The sequence below is a fragment of the Dactylosporangium sp. NPDC006015 genome (assembly GCF_040614215.1).
GTDB lineage: Bacteria > Actinomycetota > Actinomycetes > Mycobacteriales > Micromonosporaceae > Dactylosporangium > Dactylosporangium maewongense.
The window spans coordinates 164,868-180,838 of the sequence record NZ_JBEXUD010000007.1 but is presented as its reverse complement, the minus strand read 5'-3'; the positions used below and the strand labels follow the sequence as shown (position 1 = coordinate 180,838).

19 protein-coding genes, 2 tRNA genes and 1 pseudogene are annotated in these 15,971 nt (G+C 70.2%); 10 read left to right on the top strand and 12 right to left on the bottom strand.

All coding sequences use genetic code 11. The features are described from left to right. Nucleotides 1–7 precede the first annotated feature (7 nt). Nucleotides 8–709 (bottom strand): hypothetical protein, encoded by a 702-nt coding sequence (locus ABZ321_RS14970; protein ID WP_344506058.1) that lies wholly within the window; start codon nucleotides 707–709, stop codon nucleotides 8–10. 8 nt (nucleotides 710–717) lie between these two features. Then, on the bottom strand, nucleotides 718–1,017 hold the full coding sequence (locus ABZ321_RS14965; RefSeq protein ID WP_344506057.1) for a hypothetical protein: 300 nt from the start codon (nucleotides 1,015–1,017) through the stop codon (nucleotides 718–720). 74 nt (nucleotides 1,018–1,091) lie between these two features. Between ABZ321_RS14965 and ABZ321_RS14960 the strand changes: the two genes are divergently transcribed. Continuing rightward, nucleotides 1,092–1,445, top strand: coding sequence for a hypothetical protein (locus ABZ321_RS14960; protein WP_344506056.1), 354 nt, complete (start codon nucleotides 1,092–1,094; stop codon nucleotides 1,443–1,445). A gap of 5 nt (nucleotides 1,446–1,450) precedes the next feature. Here ABZ321_RS14960 and ABZ321_RS14955 read toward each other — a convergent pair whose 3' ends face one another. Then, nucleotides 1,451–1,963, bottom strand: a complete 513-nt coding sequence (locus ABZ321_RS14955) for a hypothetical protein (RefSeq protein ID WP_354891243.1) — start codon at nucleotides 1,961–1,963, stop codon at nucleotides 1,451–1,453. Nucleotides 1,964–2,115: 152 nt separating this feature from the next. Between ABZ321_RS14955 and ABZ321_RS14950 the strand changes: the two genes are divergently transcribed. From ABZ321_RS14950 to ABZ321_RS14935, 4 genes and pseudogenes are all read left to right on the top strand, one after another. Beyond that, a complete protein-coding gene (locus ABZ321_RS14950; protein WP_344506054.1) occupies nucleotides 2,116–2,823 on the top strand; it encodes an SDR family oxidoreductase in 708 nt (235 codons plus the stop codon). 15 nt (nucleotides 2,824–2,838) lie between these two features. Continuing rightward, complete coding sequence (locus ABZ321_RS14945) at nucleotides 2,839–3,198, top strand: SgcJ/EcaC family oxidoreductase (protein WP_344506053.1); 360 nt, start codon at nucleotides 2,839–2,841, stop codon at nucleotides 3,196–3,198. A gap of 214 nt (nucleotides 3,199–3,412) precedes the next feature. Further along, nucleotides 3,413–4,108, top strand: a pseudogene (locus tag ABZ321_RS14940) (proprotein convertase P-domain-containing protein); the annotation flags it as partial. Between the two features lie 207 nt (nucleotides 4,109–4,315). Next, entirely contained in the window at nucleotides 4,316–5,224 is a 909-nt protein-coding gene (locus ABZ321_RS14935) for a carbohydrate binding domain-containing protein (RefSeq protein WP_354891242.1), read from the top strand. 57 nt (nucleotides 5,225–5,281) lie between these two features. Here ABZ321_RS14935 and ABZ321_RS14930 read toward each other — a convergent pair whose 3' ends face one another. Together ABZ321_RS14930 and ABZ321_RS14925 are read right to left on the bottom strand one after the other, a co-directional pair. Then, nucleotides 5,282–6,283: a hypothetical protein gene (locus ABZ321_RS14930; protein ID WP_354891241.1), complete on the bottom strand. Its 1,002-nt coding sequence runs from the start codon at nucleotides 6,281–6,283 to the stop codon at nucleotides 5,282–5,284. Next, complete coding sequence (locus tag ABZ321_RS14925) at nucleotides 6,283–6,798, bottom strand: sigma-70 family RNA polymerase sigma factor (protein ID WP_344506050.1); 516 nt, start codon at nucleotides 6,796–6,798, stop codon at nucleotides 6,283–6,285. Before ABZ321_RS14925 ends, ABZ321_RS14930 begins: the two co-directional genes overlap by 1 nt. 254 nt (nucleotides 6,799–7,052) lie before the next feature. Here ABZ321_RS14925 and ABZ321_RS14920 point away from each other — a divergent pair, with 254 nt between their 5' ends. Then, on the top strand, nucleotides 7,053–7,385 hold the full coding sequence (locus ABZ321_RS14920; protein ID WP_344506049.1) for a hypothetical protein: 333 nt from the start codon (nucleotides 7,053–7,055) through the stop codon (nucleotides 7,383–7,385). Nucleotides 7,386–7,650: 265 nt separating this feature from the next. Here ABZ321_RS14920 and ABZ321_RS14915 read toward each other — a convergent pair whose 3' ends face one another. Further along, a complete protein-coding gene (locus tag ABZ321_RS14915) occupies nucleotides 7,651–7,986 on the bottom strand; it encodes a hypothetical protein (protein ID WP_344506048.1) in 336 nt (111 codons plus the stop codon). Here ABZ321_RS14915 and ABZ321_RS14910 point away from each other — a divergent pair. The 3 genes from ABZ321_RS14910 (at nucleotide 7,976) to ABZ321_RS14900 (ending at nucleotide 9,242) form a co-directional block, all read left to right on the top strand. Next, nucleotides 7,976–8,257, top strand: coding sequence for a hypothetical protein (locus ABZ321_RS14910; RefSeq protein ID WP_354891240.1), 282 nt, complete (start codon nucleotides 7,976–7,978; stop codon nucleotides 8,255–8,257). The genes ABZ321_RS14915 and ABZ321_RS14910 overlap by 11 nt on opposite strands. A gap of 554 nt (nucleotides 8,258–8,811) precedes the next feature. Then, nucleotides 8,812–9,024 (top strand): hypothetical protein, encoded by a 213-nt coding sequence (locus ABZ321_RS14905; RefSeq protein WP_354891239.1) that lies wholly within the window; start codon nucleotides 8,812–8,814, stop codon nucleotides 9,022–9,024. Further along, entirely contained in the window at nucleotides 9,024–9,242 is a 219-nt protein-coding gene (locus tag ABZ321_RS14900; RefSeq protein ID WP_354891238.1) for a type II toxin-antitoxin system HicA family toxin, read from the top strand. The genes ABZ321_RS14905 and ABZ321_RS14900 overlap by 1 nt, the downstream gene beginning before the upstream one ends. Before the next feature lie 366 nt (nucleotides 9,243–9,608). Here ABZ321_RS14900 and ABZ321_RS14895 read toward each other — a convergent pair. Then, a tRNA-Ile gene (locus tag ABZ321_RS14895) sits at nucleotides 9,609–9,682 on the bottom strand. 92 nt (nucleotides 9,683–9,774) lie between these two features. After that, nucleotides 9,775–9,847, bottom strand: a tRNA-Asn gene (locus ABZ321_RS14890). A gap of 247 nt (nucleotides 9,848–10,094) precedes the next feature. Here ABZ321_RS14890 and ABZ321_RS14885 point away from each other — a divergent pair. Next, entirely contained in the window at nucleotides 10,095–10,442 is a 348-nt protein-coding gene (locus tag ABZ321_RS14885) for a hypothetical protein (RefSeq protein WP_344506044.1), read from the top strand. 71 nt (nucleotides 10,443–10,513) lie between these two features. Here ABZ321_RS14885 and ABZ321_RS14880 read toward each other — a convergent pair whose 3' ends face one another. The 4 genes from ABZ321_RS14880 to ABZ321_RS14865 form a co-directional block, all read right to left on the bottom strand. Beyond that, nucleotides 10,514–11,521: a sugar phosphate isomerase/epimerase family protein gene (locus tag ABZ321_RS14880; protein WP_344506043.1), complete on the bottom strand. Its 1,008-nt coding sequence runs from the start codon at nucleotides 11,519–11,521 to the stop codon at nucleotides 10,514–10,516. 356 nt (nucleotides 11,522–11,877) lie between these two features. Further along, nucleotides 11,878–13,428, bottom strand: coding sequence for a ThuA domain-containing protein (locus tag ABZ321_RS14875; RefSeq protein ID WP_344506042.1), 1,551 nt, complete (start codon nucleotides 13,426–13,428; stop codon nucleotides 11,878–11,880). 196 nt (nucleotides 13,429–13,624) lie between these two features. Beyond that, nucleotides 13,625–14,803, bottom strand: a complete 1,179-nt coding sequence (xylA, locus tag ABZ321_RS14870; protein WP_344506041.1) for a xylose isomerase — start codon at nucleotides 14,801–14,803, stop codon at nucleotides 13,625–13,627. Then, nucleotides 14,800–15,936: a Gfo/Idh/MocA family oxidoreductase gene (locus ABZ321_RS14865; RefSeq protein ID WP_344506335.1), complete on the bottom strand. Its 1,137-nt coding sequence runs from the start codon at nucleotides 15,934–15,936 to the stop codon at nucleotides 14,800–14,802. The genes xylA and ABZ321_RS14865 overlap by 4 nt, the downstream gene beginning before the upstream one ends. Nucleotides 15,937–15,971: the final 35 nt, after the last annotated feature.

The following is a 15,971-nucleotide window of genomic DNA, read 5'->3' as shown; positions in this document are numbered from 1 at the left end:
TCCTATCTCATTTCGCCGGGCCGGGCAGCTCGCGCCGGGGCGCGACGTACCCGTTGCCGCCGGTCAGCGGGGAGTAGTCGATCGTGATCACCTTGAAGTCGGCGCCCTTGACGCCGCCGGGCTGCGACTGGAAGGCCTTCGACAGCGCCACGCCCGCGAGCAGGATGGCGGTGGCGCCGCCGGCGATCGCCGTGATGGTCTTCGCGGCCGCGCCCGCGGTCATCGCGACCGCCGACACCGCCGTCTCGGCCGCCGCGCGCACCGCGGGGAACGCCGGCGTGGCCATCGCGAGGCCGACGGCGACGGCGCAGGCGAACGCGAACGTCCCCGCCACGATCGCCATCACCGCGAACGCGTAGTAGGCCGCGGCGACCGTCTGCAGGCCGGTCCCGACGTTCTCCAGGTACTTCTTCAGGTCTTCGACCTCCTGGTTGTACACCGTGACGGCGTTGAGGTAGGCGTCCTTGTCCTCCGCGATCCACTGCGGGCCGACCTTGGCGTTCGCGTTGACCATCCGGGACTTGACCACCTCGAGCGCGGTGGCCGCCTGTTTCCACTCGTCGCCGGCCTGCCAGATCGAGCCGGGGTTGGAGATGCCCAGGCCGACGGCGAGGCCCAGCCGGATGGCGCTGGACACGAACGGTGCCGCCCCGAACGACGAACCCAGCGCGAACCGCAGCATGATGACACCAGAGGTGAACGGGTTCATGACGCCTCCTAGCGGTACATGACCTGGTTGGTCGACTCGGCCTGCTCCCACGTGGTCGCGATGCCGTCGAGCTTGCCGCGGAACGTGCCCAGCTGGTCACGGCCCGCCTTGACGTAGTCGGCGAGGTAGGCCTGGGCCTGCTCGTACGCGTGCTGCAACGGGAACCCGACCAGCCCGAACCCGGGCGACTCGATCACCGCCTCCGCCACCTGCCGGGCCACCGGGTCGAACGCGGGCGCGACGTCCTCCACCAGGTCCTTGCCGAGCTGCCGGATCGCGTTGGACGTGACGTGGATGTCCTGTGCCATCGACCCTCCCCGAATCGTCGTCGAAGATGCGACTGTAGCGGAACCAGGTGGCCGCCGGACGCGTCGGACCTGGCATGGAAGCACCCGGCGACATCCCGCCGCACTGGGATCCGAACAGTCGCAGCCGCGTCGGGCCGGCGGTCGTGACCCTCGCCGCGCTCGCGGGTGCGGGATGGCTGACGCTCGGGTTGGTCTGGCTCGCGTACCGCGACGCCCTCAACGATCCGGAAGGCATGGCGGCGATGGGCGCCGGCTTCGCCGGCCTGGCCCTCTCGCTGGTCGTCATGCCGCTGACCGCGCTCGCCACGGGGTTCGCCGCCTACCACCGCGCCGTCACCGAGGAGCGCTGGCCCCTGGTGGTCGCCCTGGCCGGGACGGTGCTGACGCTCGGGCTGTGCGGCTGGTGGAGCGTGGTGTTCGCGACCTGAGAGGGCTACACCACGGCGATCATCAGGTCGTGCGTACGGCAGAACTCGAGCTGGTCGAGCAGCTCCGCGGCGTCGTCGGCGGCGTAGTCGTAATCGCCGCGGTCGATCTCCGCCAGCACCTCGCGCATCCGCGAGACGACCGGCTCGATCGGCGTGTAGTACCAGCCGTCGACCGGTGACCCCGGCGCCTCGACGTTGCCGGCCTCGGGCGCGGTGCAGTTGGGCACGAACAGGTCGTGATCCATCGCCGCCGGCCAGTCACGGTCGGCGTCTCCGAAGCACGTGCCGGCCGCCAGGATCGGCGCCGCCTCGTCGCCGGGCAGCCACCGCCACCCGACCCGCCCGTCGTCGTAGGTGAACTCGGCGACCCGCTCGTGGACGGCGACCCGGAACCGCCGGCTCAGCCCGATCGCGGCGAGCTCCAGCAGCCACGCGACCCCGTCCCCGCCGGTCGGGTCGCCCTCCAGGACGTCAGCGTCGGGGATCAGATCGAGCAGGCCCGGCCCGTACGAGGTCACCCGCACACCCTAGAACCGGCCGTCAATCCGTCGCCTCACCCCGAGCGGCATGGCGGCCCGCACCGCGGATAGCGGGGCTCCGGGTGGGTAGGAGGCCTCGCCTGCGCGCACCGCTGCCAGTCACGCGGGTCCCGACCACAGAACGGAAACCCATGAGCAATCCCCCGGTCGCCGTCGTCACCGGCGCCTCCCAGGGCATCGGCGCGGCCGTCGCCGCCGCGTACCGCAAGCTCGGCTACGCCGTCGTCGCCACCTCCCGCTCGATCGGACCGTCCGGCGACCCGCTGCTGCTGACCGTCGCCGGCGACATCGCCGACCCCGCCGTCGGCGCCCGCGTCGTCGAGGAGGCACTGCGCGCGTACGGCCGCGTCGACACCCTCGTCAACAACGCTGGCGTGTTCGTCGCCAAGCCGTTCACCGGCTACACGTCCGCCGACTTCGACCTCATGACCGGCGTCAACCTGCGCGGGTTCTTCGACGTGACGCAGCGGGCGATCGCGGCGATGCTCACCCAGGGCGGCGGCCACGTCGTCAACATCACGGCCAGCATCGTCGACCACCCCACCTCCGGGGCGCCGGCGGCGCTCGCCTCACTCACCAAGGGCGGCCTCAACGCCGTCACGAAGTCCCTGGCCATCGAGTACGCGGCACGCGGCATCCGGGTCAACGCCGTCTCGCCCGGCGTCATCCGCACCCCAATGCACCCGCCGGAGACCCACGACGCCCTGGCGGGCCAGTCCCCCGTCGGCCGCATCGGCGACCCCTCCGACATCGTCGACGCCATCCTGTACCTGGAGACCGCCGGCTTCGTCACGGGCGAGATCCTGCACGTCGACGGCGGCCAGAGCGCCGGCCACTGAAGAGAGGTGACGCTCATGTCCGACGAAAGCGTGCTCCGCGACGTCCTGGACGGCTGGAAGTCCGCCGTGGACGCCCACGACCCCGACCGCGTCGCGACGCTCTTCACCGACGACGCGATCTTCCAGGGCGTGCACCCGTACGGCGTCGGCCCGGCCGCCGTCGTCGCGTACTACGCGCCGCAGCCGATCGGCCTCACCGCCGCCTACGACCTCCGGGAGACCCGCCACCTGTCCGACGACCTCATCCTCGGCTACGCGGCGGTCGAGTTCACGTTCACCGAACGCCCACCGGTACGCGGCTTCCTGGGCGTGCTCGTCCGCCGCTCCGGCGACACGTGGCGGATCGCGCACTACCAGTTCTCGCGTCCCGCCTGATACGTCAAAAAACTGACGTCCGGACCGCCGCCGACCGCCGTCCTCGTTACGACCTTCCGTTCAGGACCCCTCAGGGCCCTGCGGGATACCGGTTCAACGAGGAGAAGCAATGCGTACTGCGGGAACATCGGCAACGCGGTGGCTCGGCGCGGGCCTGCTGGCGATCTCGGCCGCGGTGGCGGTGAGCGGCTCCCCCGCCGCCGCGGCCGGGACCTGCACCGGCACCAACCCCGCCGACGTGACGATCGTCGACCTGGCGACGGTGGAGAGCACGATCACCCTCGCCGGCTGCACGGGTAACGCGTCGGCCACGAGCACCGTCGAGGTCCACATCGTCCACACGTACCGCGGCGACCTGGTCGTGTCGCTCGTCGCGCCCGACGGCAGCGTGTACATCCTGAGCAACCGCCAAGGGGGCAGCGCCGACAACATCGACCAGACCTACAACCTGAACCTCTCCTCCGAGCCCCTCAACGGCACCTGGCGGCTGCGCGTGCAGGACGCCGCGAACGGCGACAACGGCTACATCAACACCTGGACCCTCAACCCCGTAGCGACGAACGGCACCGCCTGCACCGCCACCAACCCCACCGACGTGTCCACCGTCGACCTGTCCACGGTCGAGAGCAGGGTGACCATCGCCGGCTGCGCGGGTAACGCGTCGGCCACGAGCACCGTCGAGGTCCACATCGTCCACACGTACCGCGGCGACCTGGTCGTGTCGCTCGTCGCGCCCGACGGCAGCGTGTACATCCTGAGCAACCGCCAAGGGGCCAGCGCCGACAACATCGACCAGACCTACACCCTGAACCTGTCCTCCGAGGCCCGCAACGGCACCTGGCGGCTGATCGTGCAGGACGCCGCCGCGTCCGACAGCGGCTTCATCAACGTCTGGACCCTGTCCGTCTGACGCACCGCCGGACGGGGCACTCCCGGTGCCCCGTCCGTTCGCAGCATTGACAGCAATGATTCAGGAAGCTTTCCTTACAGAATCGCGGCCGACAGGCCGGTCCGGTTCCCGGGAAAGGGCCACGCTGTGCGCCGGCTGACCACGGTCGCTCTCGCGACCTGCCTTTGTATCGCCCCGTTCGCTCCCTCCGCGGCCGCGGCCGGCGAGGTGAACCTGCTGGCGAACCCGGGGTTCGAGTCGGCGGCCGCCCGATGGACCTGCGGGGCCGGCACCGCCACCACCTGGGGCGGGCACTCGGGCCAGTACGCGCTGACCGGCACCCCGACGCTCGCGTCGACCGCCGAGTGCGCGCAGGTCGTGCCGGTGCGGCCGGGTTCGTCGTACACCGTCTCCGGGTGGGTCCGCGGCGGGTACGCCTTCCTCGGCACCGAGCTCGGCGGGACCTGGTCGCCGCCGAGCGGCCAGTGGACCCGGCTGTCGGTCCCCTTCACCACCGGCCCGACGACCACGACCGTCCGGGTGTACGTGCACGGCTGGTACGCCCAGGCCGCGTTCGAGGCCGACGACCTCGTGCTCTCCGGCCCGGACAGCCCCAGCACCGTCCCGGCGCCCCCGACCGACCTGAGCCCGTCCGAGACCACCAGCCACTCGGTGCGGCTGACCTGGACCGGCTCGCCGGGCGCCGGCCAGTACCGCGTCTACGAGAACGGCGCGCTGCGGGCCACCACCGGCTCCGAACCGTCCGTCACGTTGACCGGGCTCACCCCCGGCACCTCGCACACGTACGCGGTGTCGGCGGTCACCACGGCCGGCGAGTCGGCCCTGTCGCAGCCCGTCACCACGAACATCATGCCCGCCCAGACCACCCCGCCGTACGCTCCCCGCTCGGTCGCCACCTCCACCCCCGCCCCGGGCCAGGTGTGGCTCGCCTGGGAAGCGGTCCAGACCGCCACCGACGGCTACAACGTGTACCGCGACGGGGTGCGGATCGCCTGGAGCTACGGCCCGGCGTACCTCGTGACGAGCGTCCCGCCGGGCGCGCACACGTTCGAGGTGACCGCCCTGAACTCCGCCGGCGAGTCCCCCCGCTCCCACCCGGTCACCGTCACCACCTGACCACCCCGCGCGGCAGCGCCGCCCCGGCCGGTTCGGCCCGGGGCGGCGTCCGGGGCGCTACTGCGTGTCGCCGGGGCGGTCGACGATGGTCATCTTCGAGTAGATGACCTGGCGGTACACGTCGCCGCGGTGGCTGACGTGGTCGCCGTCGTCGCCGTGGCTCACGTGGTCCTTGACGGCGACCAGCCGCTCGCCGATGAACTGGTACGTCTGCTGGTCGAACAGCAGCTCCTGCGACAGGTAGCCCTCGACGATCCGGCCGAGCCCGACCGCCGGGCGGCCGTCGATGTTGACCGCGTCGGGGTTGATCGTCATCCCGGGCGCCTGCGCCAGGTGCCGGAAGATCGCCGCCTGTACGTTCGGCGGCACGACGTACTGGCCGATGAACGCGTCCAGCTCGATGCCCATCGAACCGGGTCCGGGCACGGCGTCCGGCACCTTGTCCGGGCGGGTCATCGACGTGATCGTCGACCACGCGATCCGGTACCAGTACTCGCCGCCCTGCCCGCGCCTGGTCACCACGAGCCGGCCGTCCTTGTAGCCCGCCCTGGTCTGCCCGTCGATGCTGTTCCACTCCTGGATCTTGCGGTTCTCGCCCATGCCGGTCCTGATCGGATCGTTCGGGTGCTCGTTCTCGTAGGCCGGCTTGTTGCGCAGCTCCAGCGTCTCGATGTACATGAACTGGTCGGGCCGCGGGTCCTTCCACGGCTTGCGCTCGGCCGTCCAGGCGGCGTTCTCCAGGTACTCGGCGGCGCTGGCCGGGCGGGCGAACGGCAGCACCCCCTTGGCGGCCGGTGCGTTCAGCGTCGGCGCGGCGTCCGGCACCGGCGCGTGGCCGCCGCCTCCCCGCACCACCATGACCGCGGTGACGGCGACCGCGGCGGCGGCCGCCACGACGACCCCGGCCGTGATGGCGAAACGCTTCCGGCTCATGCTGGTCACTCGCTGCTCCTTCGACGACATCCGCTGGTGGAGGGCCGCGCGGGCCCGGTTCTCGGCTGCCTGGCCGGGGACCTCGTCGCCCCCGAACGCCTCGCGCAGCGCGCCGATCTCGTCCATCACTCGCTCACCTCGATCTCGGCGCCGAGCGCCTGCCGCATCTCCTGACGCGCCCGGTGCAACCGGGACCTGGCCGTGCCGGCGGGAATGTCGAGCGCCGCCGCGACCTCCTGCTGGCTGAGCCCCGCCCACGCCACGAGCAGCAGCACCGCCCGGGCCGGCTCGGGCAGCCGTCGTAACGCCTCCGCGAGGCGGCCACGCACGGCCGTCGCGTCGAGCCGCCCGGCGACGGCGTCGGCGTGGTCGCCCGTTTCCTGCGCGTCGACAGCCTTGGCGAGGGCCTTGTACCGCCGCGTCTCGGCCCGCGCGTGACGGGCGATGAGATTGGAGGCGATGCCGTACAGCCACGGCCGCACCCCGGCCCGCGCACTGTCGTAACTGTGCCGGCGGTCGAACGCGACCAGGAACGTCTCCGACGCCACGTCCTCGGCCAGGTCGGGACCGAGCCGTCGGGCCGCGTACGCGTAGATCTGCCGGTAGTGCTGGTCGAACACGGCGGTGAACCGCTCAGGCACGCGTTTCGCCTCTTCAACGAGGTCGGCGCCAGCGTCCTGTCCCTGCGCTGCGCCGGGCTGCGTCATCACGACCAAGTCCGCCTCCCCCACGTCGTCCACAGTTGCATCACACCTGTAGTTCGCCGGAGGCACAGAAAGTGTTCAGCCTCACCGGGCGCCCGTGACACTGATAGCGGTCAAGGAGCGCGGTGATAGCGGTCAATGAAATCCTCGCCTTCGTCAGTTGCACTGCGTCACCTGCCCGAAGGAGCAAGATGAAGAACCCGAAAACGCGGATGCGAGTCGTTCGCGGCGTCGTGGCGCTCACGGCTGCGGCCGGTGCGGCGTTCGTCGCTCCCGCCGCGGCAATGGCCGAGCCCACTGACTGCACGTACAGCTGGAGCGACGCCCAGCGGGCCGGCGATGCCGCGGTCCGCTGCGAACAGGGAACGGGCCGGTACAGGATCGCCATCTCCTGCTCGTACGGGCTCAACGACAATCTCCGATACCTCTACTACGGTGGGTGGCTGTACGCGGGTGGCGGCTGGTCGGCTAGGGGCTGCCCGAACGACATGTACCGCAGGTCATTCGGCAAGCAGGTGGGATAGCGACTCCGGGGTCTGAGTGACCGGCGACGGCCGTGCGTCGGGGCCGCGCGGATAGCGCGAGGGCTCCTCAGCGGTGACCACTCACAGCGGTGCTGCCCTCACCGGTGCCAGGTTCTTGTGATGGCGGCGGGGAGGGTGTCACCGCACCGCAAGTTCCGCTCAGACCTGCGGCTGGTGACGCATGGCACGAGAACGGCTTGGTGATGACGACCAGGTTCGGCACCCTGATCGAGCCGCGAAACTTCCTCCGCTTGAACCGCGTCGTTCAGGCGCAGTAGTTGTGGAACGTGACGCGGTTCGACTCCTTGCTCGTCGGCTTCGTCACCCGGAGCCAGAACGTCACCGTCTCGGGTCGGCCGGGCCCGACCTTCACGACTGTCGACTCGGAGCCCGTGGCAACACCATCCTGCGTGGGGGTGCCGTAGTACGTGCCACTGCGGACCAGGCCGGCGCTGGACTCCACGTCGAACTTCACCTCGCTGCGCGCGGTGGAACTGACCTGGATGGTGAAGTCGAGCCGGACCGTCTGATCCCACTGGATGCACGGCAGGACGCCATACGACTCAGGGCTCATCTTCAGGGTCGCGCTGGTGACCGTCATCGCGGGCGGCGCAGCACTGGACGGCTTCGGTGCAGGCTTCGTCGTCGTCGTGGTGGTCCGCGTGCCGGAGGGACGCACGCTGACGCTCACCTGTGGTGACCCGCCGGTCGGCGCGCTGACGGGCATGGAACTGCCCGGCGCCGCACTCCCCCGCGACAGTGGTGCCGCAGCACCGCTCGCAACCGGCGTGCCGCCGCAACCGGCGGCGCCGATGACGATCAGCAGACACGTCGCGGCAAGGCGAAACCGGATGCGCATCGCTGGATCGTAGAGGGATTCATCAGCGCCCACCGCCCCGACCCAGCTCGGTGAAGCGCCACGAGCCGAGTGCTGTCGAAGCGGCCGTTTCCAACTCGACAAGCATGATCCGCTCAGCAGCGCCCTCTGAACCTTCTTCGCCGGTCCACGGCAACCGCGACATCGCCAAGGGCACCCTTCGAGGCATCCTCAACGATGTCTCCATGACGATTGACCACTTCGCTCCATCGCAACAAGACGGTCAAGGACAGTCTTGTCTCCCCGCCACACGCCCGCGAGCCATCGAATGGCGGCGCACGTCACCCTGAGACCGGGCCCGCCCAGGACACACACGACACGGCGGTTCGCGCAACGCATCGCCCACCCAGCACGAACGTGCAGGTGAGCACACCGGCGGAGCGCACGAAGCACCACTTCGAACCCCTCGATCATGATCGCAGGCACCACGTCGTTAGGACGTTTGTCCAGTTCACGACGAAGTGCCGTAATTTCAGCGCGCCGCGGATGCGCCCGTGCGCCGCTTCCAGCGCTCACACCCGCGCCGGAGGACGAGTTATGGTTTGCGCTATGGCTGAACCTCGCACAGTCACCGTGCCGGTCGTCGTCGAGCGCGACGAGGACGGGGTCTGGTGCGCCCACGCCCAGCTGCGTCCGGGTGTCGGCGCCCATGGCGAAGGCGACACCGAGGAAGCCGCACTGGACGACCTCCGCGAAGCGCTTCTCGGCCTCATCGAGGAATTCGGCGTGCCTCGCGAGCTGTCCGTCACTCTGGCAGCCTGATGCCGCCGATCCCTTCCGTTCCGGGGAGTCGCGTCGTCAAGGCACTTGAACGTCACGGCTTCACAGTGGCAAGGGTCAGCGGAAGCCACCACATCCTGCGGCATCCTGACGGGCGCGGCACAACAGTGCCGGTCCACGGCAACCGCGACGTTGCCAAGGGCACCCTTCGAGGCATCCTCAGCGACGTCGGCATGACGATCGACCAACTCGCCCCGTAAACACCCAGAGGCCACAAGCCCCGCAACAGGCAGGCCTGTGGGCGCAAAGCCCAGCCCCGCGACGGTGTTGAGGGGGTGTGGGTGAAGCGCAGCTCCCCCACTGGGGAGCGCCGGCTCCGCCGGTGCGCCGATGACTGTGGAGCGCACGATGCACCACACGAACCGCACGATCCGCGTCGAAGGCCCGCCGCTCACCACACAGACGGGCATGAACCGACGCCACCAGACCAGCCCGCGACGGTCCTGAGGGGGCGCGGGTGGAGCGCAGCTCCCCCGATGGGGAGCAGCCGGAGGCTGCGCGGGGAATCCCGCCGACCGCCGGCGAGCGGTCCCGGAGGGACCACGAGCAGGGTCCACCCAGGTCGGTGGGGCGGGCGGGACTCGAACCCGCGACCGAGGGATTATGAGTCCCCTGCTCTAACCCGCTGAGCTACCGCCCCGAGCGATGGCAAGCTTACCGACCTGCGCAAGCGGGACGCCGCCCGGAAAGGGTCCGGGCAGTAAAATGGCCCCGGTAAGGGGCCGTTTGGAGCTCCCGCGATAGGACTCGAACCTATAACCTGCCGGTTAACAGCCGGCTGCTCTGCCAATTGAGCTACGCGGGATTGCAGCGCTCAGACCCCCCAGGAAACCCGGTGAATCAGGGCGACCGGCAAAGAGTACAGCACGCACCCCGGGGTCGCGCCAGCGGGTTGTGCGCGGCGCGGCGGAGACCATCCCATCGTGTGCCAGATCTCGGCAAACGGGTACATGATCGATGTGTCGGAACGAGGATGGACGGGTAACCCAGGACCAGGACGGCGCTGAAGACGTAACGATGACCGGGCGCCGCTCAGAAGGAGGTTCGTCGCTATGCGCGGCAAGCTACTGTTCCTCGGCGGACTGGCCGCGGGCTTCGTGCTCGGCGCCCGGGCCGGTCGGGAGAAGTACGAAGAGCTCAAGGCGACTGCCCTGAAGATCAAGGAGAGCCCGACGGTGCAGGAAGCCGCCGGGGTCGTTCAGGAGCAGGCGACGCGGCTCTACAGCGAGGGCAAGACCATGGTGACCGACAAGCTGGCCAACAGCCGGTTCGCTGAGAGCGATCTCGGGCAGCGGCTGATGGGCTCCTCGGAGACGACCACCACGCCGGCCATCGAGCGGGACGTGCTGGCGACCACGGGTCCGTCCAAGACGACCCCCAGCGGCGGCACCAGCTACTAAGCGAAAGAAGCGAAAGAAGCGACAAAGACACGAAAGGCCGGCCGCGAGGCCGGCCTTTCGTGTGTGCGGGATCAGGACGAGGACGAGAACGCCGCGTCGAAGGCGGCCGCCGGGGCGTCGAACGCCAGCCGGCGCACGAACGAGAGGGCCTCGGGCGCGCCGATGAGGCGGTCCATGCCCGCGTCCTCCCATTCGATGGAGATCGGGCCGTTGTAGCCGATCGCGTTGAGCGCCCGGAAGCAGTCCTCCCACGGTACGTCGCCGTGGCCGGTCGAGACGAAGTCCCAGCCGCGGCGCATGTCGGCCCACGGCAGGTGCGAGGCGAGCCGCCCGCGGCGCCCGTCGCCGGTTCGGACCTTCGCGTCCTTGCAGTCGACGTGGTAGATCCGGTCGGCGAAGTCGAAGATGAAGTTCACCGGGTCGAGCTCCTGCCACACGAAGTGCGACGGGTCCCAGTTGAGGCCGAACGCGGGCCGGTTGCCGATCGCCTCGAGGGTGCGCTTGGTGGTCCAGTAGTCGTAGGCGATCTCGCTGGGGTGCACCTCGTGCGCGAAGCGGACGCCGACCTCGTCGAAGACGTCGAGGATCGGGTTCCACCGGTCGGCGAAGTCCTGGTAGCCGTCCTCGATCATCTGCGGCGGCACGGGCGGGAACATGGCCAGGGTGTGCCAGATGGACGAGCCGGTGAAGCCGACCACCACGTCGACGCCGAGCTTGCGGGCGGCGCGGGCGGTGTCCGCGATCTCGGCGGCGGCACGCTGGCGGACGCCTTCCGGCGACCCGTCGCCCCAGATGCGGGCGGGCAGGATGCCCTGGTGCCGCTGGTCGATCGGGTGGTCGCAGACGGCCTGGCCGACCAGGTGGTTGGAGATCGCGTAGACCTTCAGGTTGTGCTTGGCCAGGGTCTCCAGCTTGCGGTCCACGTAGGACTCGTCGGAGAGCGCCTTGTCGACCTCGAAGTGATCACCCCAGCAGGCGATCTCGAGGCCGTCGTAGCCCCATTCCGAGGCCAGCCGGCAGACCTCCTCGAAGGGCAGGTCGGCCCACTGGCCGGTAAACAGCGTGATCGGACGCGCCATGAGAGTTCCTCCGGTGTAACGGCGGTGATGAGGGCGCGAGGGAGAGACCTGAAAAGAGGCCGATGAACGCAAACAGCGGCGCGGGTGGGTTGCGCCTCCCACCCGCACCTGTCCAAGGGCCGACCAGGTGCAACACCCAGTTTAGGAACCAGGCGATGCCAGTACAACAGCCAAAAAAGGCGACCCGTCCGCCCGGATCGCACCTGCCCGGCCACGGGGGGAGTCGGCGTCACCACCCGGGACGTTGTGCAGGTGCTGTGGTGCATCCGAGCGGACGGGGCCCGGACAGCGGGGCCGGTCGGCGTCGCGACCCCGCCACCCGTCTGTCCGGTCGCGGGAGAACCCGCGACCGAAGTTCAGGCGCTGAACACCGTGAATTCGTCGACGTCGAAGAGCGATCCGCTGCCGCCGCGGAACACCAGGCACAGCGTGGTCGACGCGTTCGGGACCAGGGCGACCGAGGCCGTGCGGAACGTGTCCCAGCTGCCCGTGTTGGCGACCGCGAGCGTGCCGAGCAGCGCGCCGGTCGCCGAGCCGGCCCGGAGCTCGATCGTGCCGCCGGGGCCGGCCGAGGACCACTTGACGCGGACGCCGGCGGCGGTGCCCAGCGACAGTCCGGTGTACGCGGCCCAGTCGTTGTTGTCGATGAACCCGGCGGTCTGCCCACCGGTGGCGGGGGCGTGCCCGGCGACCTGCAGGCCGCTCATCGACGACCACGCCTCGCCCTGGCGGGTCGTGGCGGAGCGCGTCAGGGTGAGCTGGTCGAGGTCGAACAGGGAGCTGCCGGTGCCACGGAAGACCAGGAACAACGAGGTGCTGGCGTTGGTCGACAGCGGCGTGAACACGTCACGGAAGGTCTCCCAGCTGCCGGTGTTGGCGATCGCGGCGCTGCCGAGCAGGGTGCCGGTGGTGCTTCCGGCGCGCAGTTCGACGGTACCGCCCGCGCCGGCCGACGACGAGCGCAGGCTGACGCCGGTGACGTTGGACAGGTTCACGCCAGTGAACGAGATCCAGTCATTGTTGTCGATGTAGCCGGCGGTCTTGCCGCCGACGGCGGCCGCGTGGTTCGCGACCTGGACGCCGCCGGTCGCCGACCACGCCTCGGCCTGGTAGACGCTGCCGGACGGCTGGACCGGCGCCGCGCAGTCGCCGTCGACGCGCTTCGCCGTGTACCGGATGGCACCGAGCAGCAGGTTGCGGAAGTTGGTGTCGGCGTAGCTCTCCTCGGTGTGCCCGAAGCCGGTGTAGAACGACCGGCCGCTGTCGATGGTCTTGCACCAGGTGATCGGGTGGTCGCCGCTCATCGATCCACCCGAGTACGACGACTCGTTGAGCGAGGCCAGGACGTGCGCCGTGGCCCGCGGGTTGGTCTGGTAGTTGTACCACTCGTCGGTGCGGGTCCAGGTGGCGCCGAGGTGGGCCGTGGCCGGGTGGCTGCGGTCCTCGACGTTCACGCTCGCCTGCTGGATCGCCGGGTGCGACGCGAACCAGGCACCGGCGAGCGTGCCGTAGAACGGCCAGCTGTACTCGGTGTCGGCCGCGGCGTGCACGCCGACGTACCCGCCGCCACCACGGATGTAGGCCTCGAACGCGGTCTGCTGGGCGTCGTTGAGCACGTCCCCGGTCGTCGACATGAAGACGACCGTCTGGTACTGGGCCAGGTTGGCGGCGGTGAACGCGGCGGCGTCCTCGGTGGCGGTGACGGTGAAGTTGTTGGTGGAGCCGAGCGACTGGACGGCGGCGATGCCGTTGGGGATCGACGAGTGGCGGAAGCCCGCGGTCTTCGAGAAGACCAGGACCTTGTACGGGGCGTCGGCGGCGCTGGCGGGCACCGGGTTCAGTGTGGCCGCGGCGAGCAGGCCCGCCGTAGCGGCGGCGAACCAGTTCCGGGCTGTGCTTCTGGGCATGACAGATCCTTCACGATGGGCGTGAGCGCGCGCCGTCGCGCCGTCATGATGTCGTCTTCAGTTGTTGCCCGTCCGCCGGCGCGGCACACGTGCCGCGCCGGCCCGACGGACCCTTCCCCGCCGGCTACCCTGCCGCGGGGCGCAACCGCGGCAAGGCCCTCGCTGCCGGCGAGGAAAAGCTTCGTTTATGCGGTGCTCATCCCCTGATCCCCAGGAGGTGTTCCATGGCGAGCTGGTCGAGGCGTTCGAAGGCCATCCCGCGGGCGGCCACCGCTTCGACGTCGATCTCCTCGGCCCGCAGCGCCGAGAGCGACTCCCCCGGCATCAGCGTCGGCACCGAAAGCTCGTCGACGCGGGCCGTCGCGAGCGCCGCCGACACCTCGGGGTCGTCACGGAACGTACGGACCTTGTCCTTGAGGATCAGGTAGTTGCGCATGCACGCCGCGGCGGTGACCCACACCCCCGCGGCGTCCTCGGTACGTGGTGGCTTGTAGTCGAAGTGGCGGGGTCCCGCGTAGGCCGTCGGGTAGCCGGAGCTGTTCTCCAGCACGTCGACGGTCCAGAAGGCGCCGCGGAGGTTGCCGGCGCCGAACCGCAGGTCCTGGTCGAACCGCGGGCCGTGCTGGCCGTTGAGGTCGACGTGGAAGAGCTTGCCGTGCCACAGCGCCTGGGCGATGCCGTGGGCGAAGTTGAGCCCGGCCATCTCCTCGTGCCCCACCTCGGGGTTGAGCCCCACCCGCGACGGCTCATCCAGGGTCGAGATCAGTGCGAGGGCGTGGCCGATCGTCGGCAGCAGGATGTCGCCGCGGGGCTCGTTGGGCTTCGGTTCGATGGCGAGGCGGATGTCGTAGCCGCGCTCGCGGATGTACGCGCACAGGGCGTTGATGGCCTCGCGGTACCGGTCGAGCGCCGCCCGCATCTGCTTGCCGGCACCGGACTCGGCGCCCTCGCGACCGCCCCACAGCACGTAGGTCGGCGCGCCGAGCTCGGCGGCGAGGTCGATGTTGCGCAGCACCTTCTGCAGCGCGAACCGGCGGACGGCACGGTCGTTGGCGGTGAACGCGCCGTCCTTGAAGATCGGGTGGCCGAACAGGTTGGTGGTGGCCATCGACACCACCATGCCGCTGGTGTCGAGGGCCTCGCGGAAGCGGCCGATCAGCTTGTCCCGGACGGTTTCGTCGCTGCCGAACGGGATCAGGTCGTCGTCGTGGAAGCTCACCCCGTACGCCCCCAGCTCCGCGAGCCGGTGCACGGACTCGACCGGGTCGAGCGCCGCGCGCGACGCCGAGCCGAAGACGTCCTGGGCCTGCCAGCCCACCGTCCAGAGCCCGAACGAGAACCGGTCCGCGGGAGTGGGGGCGTAGGGATCGTTCATGCCAGCACGCTGACCCATGACGCGTCGGACTTCTCCACGGCGTCGAGCACGAGTTGTACCTGCAGCGCGTCCTCGAACGACGGCGTCGGGTCCTGCCCGGTGGCCACCGCCTCGATGAAGTCCCGCATCTCGTGGGTGAACGAGTGCTCGTAGCCGATGATGTGGCCCGGCGGCCACCAGGCGGAGAGGTACGGGTGCTCGCCCTCGGTCACCAGGATGCGGCTGAAGCCCTGCTCGGCGGCCGGCTTCGTGGCGTCGTAGTACTCGAGCTCGTTGAGCCGCTCCAGGTCGAAGACGAGCGAGCCGAGCTCGCCGTTGATCTCGACCTTGAGCCCGTTCTTGCGGCCGGTCGCGAAGCGGGTCGCCTCGTAGGTGGCCAGGCCGCCGCCGGAGAGCCGGGCGACGAAGACCGCGGCGTCGTCGACGGTGACCTCACCCGTCGTGGCGCCCGCGCTCGCGGAGAGCCCGCTGGACGCCTCCGGCAGCGGGCGCTCCTTGATGAACGTCTCGGTGATGCCGGTGACGCCGGTGATCTGCTGGCCCGTGACGAACTGGGTCAGGTCGATGATGTGCGCGCCGATGTCGCCGAGCGCGCCCGAGCCGGCCTTGTCCTTCTGGAGCCGCCAGACGAGCGGGAAGTTGGGATCGGTGATCCAGTCCTGCAGGTAGACGGCTCTGACGTGCCGGATGGCGCCGAGCCGGCCGTCGGCGATGAGGTTGCGCATCAACGAGACGGCGGGGACCCGGCGGTAGTTGAACCCGCAGGCGGACCGGACGCCGAGCGCCCGGGCCTTCGCCGCCGCCGCGACCATCGCGCGCGCCTCTTCGACCGTGTTGGCGAGCGGCTTCTCGCACAGCACGTGCTTGCCCGCTTCGAGCGCGGCGATGGCGATCTCGGCGTGGCTGTCGCCCGGGGTACAGACGTCAATGACGTCGATGTCGTCCCGGGCGATCAGCTCGCGCCAGTCGGTCACCGCTTCGGCCCACCCGAGCCGGCTGGCGGCGTCCGCCACCTTCGCCCCATCGCGGCCGCAGACGGCGACCATGGTCGCCCGCACCGGCAGGTCGAAGACCCGGTTCACGGTGCGCCACGCCTGTGAGTGCGCGGCGCCCATGAATGCGTATCCGACCATGCCGACGCGCAGCTCCCCGCTGCTGCCCTGAGTGG